This is a genomic window from Xanthomonas sp. SHU 199, from assembly GCF_000364665.1.
GTDB lineage: Bacteria > Pseudomonadota > Gammaproteobacteria > Xanthomonadales > Xanthomonadaceae > Xanthomonas_A > Xanthomonas_A sontii.
Genome location: NZ_AQOI01000352.1, coordinates 1 through 4270, shown reverse-complemented (window position 1 = coordinate 4270; position 4270 = coordinate 1). Strand labels below are relative to the sequence as shown.

Genomic DNA, 4270 nt, shown 5'->3' with positions numbered 1-4270 from the left:
TGAAGTCCCTCCCACAAGAGCAGGTGTCGGCACTCGTGGCTGGCCCAAATGCTTGCTCAGCCCGGTGCCCGCTCGATGTTGGTCGCCAGCACGCGACGACTGGCCCGCCGCCAGCGCGCGACGGCGCTTGAAGCCGCGCAACGTGCGTTGGCCCCCTGTGGGAGGGACTTCAGTCCCGACGCGGGGATGTCTCACCTCGCGGACGATGCGCTTCCCGCGACATCGCTGGAGATTCAAAGAGACGCGTTGCAGAGTACCAGCCTTGGCGACCTTCTCCGCGACAACGCGGCCATGCCGCACACGATCATCGGCTCAGCGCTTGGGTGCCGGCACTTCGCGGTTATGGCGGTCGATGGAGTACCAGCGGCCGCCCTGCATTGGTGTATGGCCGTCGGCGTCGGGCGTGCCGGTACTGCAGCCGTCGCAGACCTTGGCGACGCCGTGCTCGAACGGCCAGGCGAAGTCGTGGACCGGCGCGATCACCTCGCGCAGTTGCCGGTCGTAGAAGCCGATGCGGCCGTGAAAGATGCCGCGGGTCAGCCCTTCAGTGAAACCATCCGGACCGTTGTCCCAGGTGATCACCGGCAGGCTGCGGCCGTCGGCGCGTACGTAGTAGAAGCGTGCGCCGACGCTCAGCAGCGCCAGCCCGTCGCGATCGAAGGGCAGGCGTCGCAGCGCCTGTGGCGTCAGTACCAGGCGTTCGTCGGCGCCGAGCCGACAGCCCGGCACGACGTCGCGGTCGGTGGTCGGATCGCCGAGCCGGCAGGCGTCGTCGGGCTGGGCCTGTGCCTGCACAGCGGCTGCGGTTGTCGCCAGTGCGAGCAGCGCCGCCGCCGCACGCAGGCGGCCACGGCGCCACGGCCGGGGCAGGAGGCGGTTCACTGCGCAGTGGCAGCGCTGGTCATGAACGCCGTCGGCTTGGGCAGTTCCACCGGCACGCCGTCGCCGTTGCAGGTGCCGGCCTGGCACAGCCGCGCGCGCAGCGTCGGGGTGGCCTGCACGATCACGTGGTAGATCACGTTCTCTTCCAGACTGCCGCGGAACGCGTTGCTGCCGGGGCCGCGCGCCCAGATGCCGACGTCGTCGCCGCCATGGGTCTCGGCCTTGGTCGGCACCAGCGCTTCCTGCATGAAATCCGGGCTTTCGGTGTCGACGTGGGTCAGGTCCGGGCGGCCGTTGGCCGGCTCGAAATTGCTCGGCGCATGCGGGAAGGTCTTGAACCCGGCCGGCTGCTGGTTGCTGGCGCCGGTGTAGCCGGGGCCGTTGGCGTAGCTGAGCGTGGCATAGGGCTGGCCGTTGCCGTCCAGCGCCAGGTCGCCGGTGTTGGCGTCCTCGCCGCTGGTGCCGCGCACCTTGCCCAGGATCGGGTTGCCGCGCTGCGGGTAGCCGACGAAGTTCAGCGTATGCGAATGGTCGGCGGTGACGATGATCAGCGTGTCCTCGGCCGAGGTTGCGTCCGCCGCGGCCTGCACCGCCTGCGACAGGGCGATGGTCTCGTCCAGCGCGCGGTAGGCGTTGCCGGCGTGGTGCGCGTGGTCGATGCGGCCGCCTTCGACCATCAGCACATAGCCGTTCTTGTCCTGCGACAGGGTACGGATCGCGGCCTTGGTCATCTCGGCCAGGCTCGGGTCGCCATTGGCGCTGCGGTCGCGGTCGTGGTCGAACTGCATGTGGTCCGGCTCGAACAGGCCCAGCAGCGCCGGCGCGTTCTGCGCCGCTTCCAGTTGCCCGCGGGTCCACACGTAGGCGCCCTGCGGATGGCGCTGGCGCCATTCGCCGACCAGATCGCGGCCGTCCAGGCGCAGGCCGACCTTGTCGTCGTACTCCGGGTCGCGCTGCTCGACGGTGGTGAACTGGCCGCGGCCGCCGGCCAGCATCACCTGCGGGCCGCGCCCGAAGCGTGCGCTCACCATCTGCTGGGCGATGTCGCGGCAACCCTCGGCCACCGCCTTCTCCGGCAGGTCGGCATCGCTTTCCCAGTTGCGCTCGGGCACGTGCGCGTAGGTCGCGGCCGGGGTGGCGTGGGTCAGCCGGGTGGTGGTGACGATGCCGGTGCCCATGCCGGCGCTGTCGGCCAGTTCCAGCCAGCTCAGCAACTGCTTGCCGAGGCTGTCGGCGCAGGCGTCGCGCTTGCCGGCGGCCACGCCGATCGCGCCCATGTGGGTCTTCACCCCGGTGGTGATCGAGGTCATGGTGCCGGCCGAATCCGGCGTCTGCGAATCGGTGTTGTAGGTCTTGCTCAGCGCGGTGGCGGGGAACGCCTCCCACGACAACTGGTTCTCCTCGCCCGAGGCGCCCTTGCGCTGGCCGTCGAGGATGCGCGCGGCGGCGACCGTGGTCAGGCTCATGCCGTCGCCGAGGAACAGGATGACGTTCTTGGCCTTGCCGCGCATCGCACCGTTGTTGGCGGCCTTGGCGGCGCCGCTGCGGTACCACCAGGCCGGGGTCTCGCCGGCCGGATGGGCCACGGCGGGGACGACGATCGGCGCGACGTTGGCGCTGGCGGCCGGCGCATGCGGCGTGCTGGCGCAGGCGCCCAGCAGCAGGGTGGAGGCGGCGGCGAGGGCGGAAACGGGTAGGCGCATACGCAGAACGGGTCCTGAACAACGAAGTCCCCTGCATTATGCCGGCTGCGACAAGGCACGCCGATGACATCGCGCCTTTCCAGCCATGGCGTCGTCGCTGCTGCCGGGGTGCGCTATCGTGCGAAACCCCCCGATCTCTCTGGACAGCGTCGATGAAACTGGTGACGGCCTGGTTACGCATTCCGTTCTGGCAGCGCGTGGTCGCCGGCTTCCTGCTGGGCGCCCTGGCGGGCTGGGCGCTGGGCCCGACCGCCGAGACCTGGTTCAAGCCGCTGGGCGATCTGTACGTCACCCTGATCAAGATGATCGCGGTGCCGCTGGTGTTCTTCGCCGTCATCAACGCGATCTCGGCGCTGCACGGACAGCAGTCGGTGGCCAAGCTGGGCGGGCGCACCTTCCTGTGGTTCGTGGTCACCGCGGCGCTGGCGGTCGGCGTCGGCCTGGCCGTGGGCACGGTGCTGCAGCCGGGCGCCGGCCACCTGGGCCTGCGGGTGGACAGCGCCTGGACCCCGCGCGATGTGCCCAGCCCGGTGCAGGTGCTGCTGGACGTGGTGCCGTCCAACCCGTTCTATGCGCTCACTGGTATCGGCACCAAGACCAATGCCGCCGGCGAGACCGTGCTGGCGGCCGGGCGCGGTTCGATTCTGCCGGTGATCTTCTTCGCCGCGCTGCTGGGCTTTGCCATGGTCAAGCTCGGCGAGCGCGTGGCCGAGGCGCGCAAGCTCACCAAGCAGATGAGCGAGATCATGATCCAGGTCACCCGCTTCGTGCTGGAGATGACCCCGCTCGGCACCTTCGGCCTGATCGCCGCGCTGGTCGGCGGCTACGGCTTCGGCAAGCTGCTGCCGTTCGGCAATTTCGTGCTGGCGCTGTACCTGGCCTGCGCGATCCACATCGTGGTGGTGTACAGCGGCCTGCTGCTGGTGCACGGGCTGAACCCGTGGAAGTTCTTCCGCGGTGCCGCGCCGGGCATGCAGGTGGCCTTCGTCAGTTCCTCCAGCTTCGCCGCGATGCCGGTGGCGCTGCGCTCGATCACCCACAACCTCGGCGTCAACAAGGACTACGCGGCGTTCGCAGTGCCGCTGGGCGCCAGCATCAAGATGGATGGCTGCGGCGCGATCTTCCCGGCGCTGTGCGCAGTGTTCATCGCCCAGTACACCGGCGTGCCGTTGACCGCCAACCAGTATTTCGTGGTGCTGATCGCCTCGGTGCTGGGCAGCTTCGGCACCGCCGGCGTGCCCGGCACCGCGGTGGTGATGGCCACGGTGGTGCTGAGCGCGGCCAACCTGCCGCTGGAGGTGATCGGCTACCTGTACGCCATCGACCGCGTGCTGGACATGATGCGCACCATGACCAACGTGACCGGGCAGATGCTGGTGCCGGTGCTGGTGGCCAAGGAGACCGGCCTGCTCGATCGCACCATCTACGAGGCCGCCCCGAGCAATGTCGGGCTGGAAGATCCGCCGGTCGACGGTTCCGGCCAGGTGCGTTGATGCGTCCGTGAGTACGCCTGCCGAGAGCCTGCGCGCGCAGCTGCGACAGTTGCCCGGGCTGACGCTGCACGCGGGTGTGCTGGTGCACGACGCGCTGCCGGACGACCCGTTCGAGCAGCGCTACCTGGACGTGCGCCGCCGCGAAGGCCGGCTCTACAGCGACGCCCAGGTGCGCACGCTGCCGCAGCCGCC

Annotated in this window: 3 protein-coding genes and 1 pseudogene; 2 read left to right on the top strand and 2 right to left on the bottom strand. The window is 69.8% G+C overall.

All coding sequences use genetic code 11. The annotated features are described in order from the left end of the window. Positions 1-312: 312 nt before the first annotated feature. Both D183_RS0112290 and D183_RS0112285 read right to left on the bottom strand, forming a co-directional pair. On the bottom strand, positions 313-882 hold the full coding sequence (locus tag D183_RS0112290) for a WG repeat-containing protein (RefSeq protein ID WP_017909256.1): 570 nt from the start codon (positions 880-882) through the stop codon (positions 313-315). Beyond that, on the bottom strand, positions 879-2585 hold the full coding sequence (locus tag D183_RS0112285; RefSeq protein WP_017909255.1) for an alkaline phosphatase: 1707 nt from the start codon (positions 2583-2585) through the stop codon (positions 879-881). The genes D183_RS0112290 and D183_RS0112285 overlap by 4 nt, the downstream gene beginning before the upstream one ends. 152 nt (positions 2586-2737) lie before the next feature. Here D183_RS0112285 and D183_RS0112280 point away from each other — a divergent pair, with 152 nt between their 5' ends. Both D183_RS0112280 and D183_RS28005 read left to right on the top strand, forming a co-directional pair. Next, positions 2738-4078, top strand: coding sequence for a dicarboxylate/amino acid:cation symporter (locus tag D183_RS0112280; protein ID WP_017909254.1), 1341 nt, complete (start codon positions 2738-2740; stop codon positions 4076-4078). Positions 4079-4085: 7 nt separating this feature from the next. After that, positions 4086-4270, top strand: a pseudogene (locus D183_RS28005) (SAM-dependent methyltransferase); the annotation flags it as partial.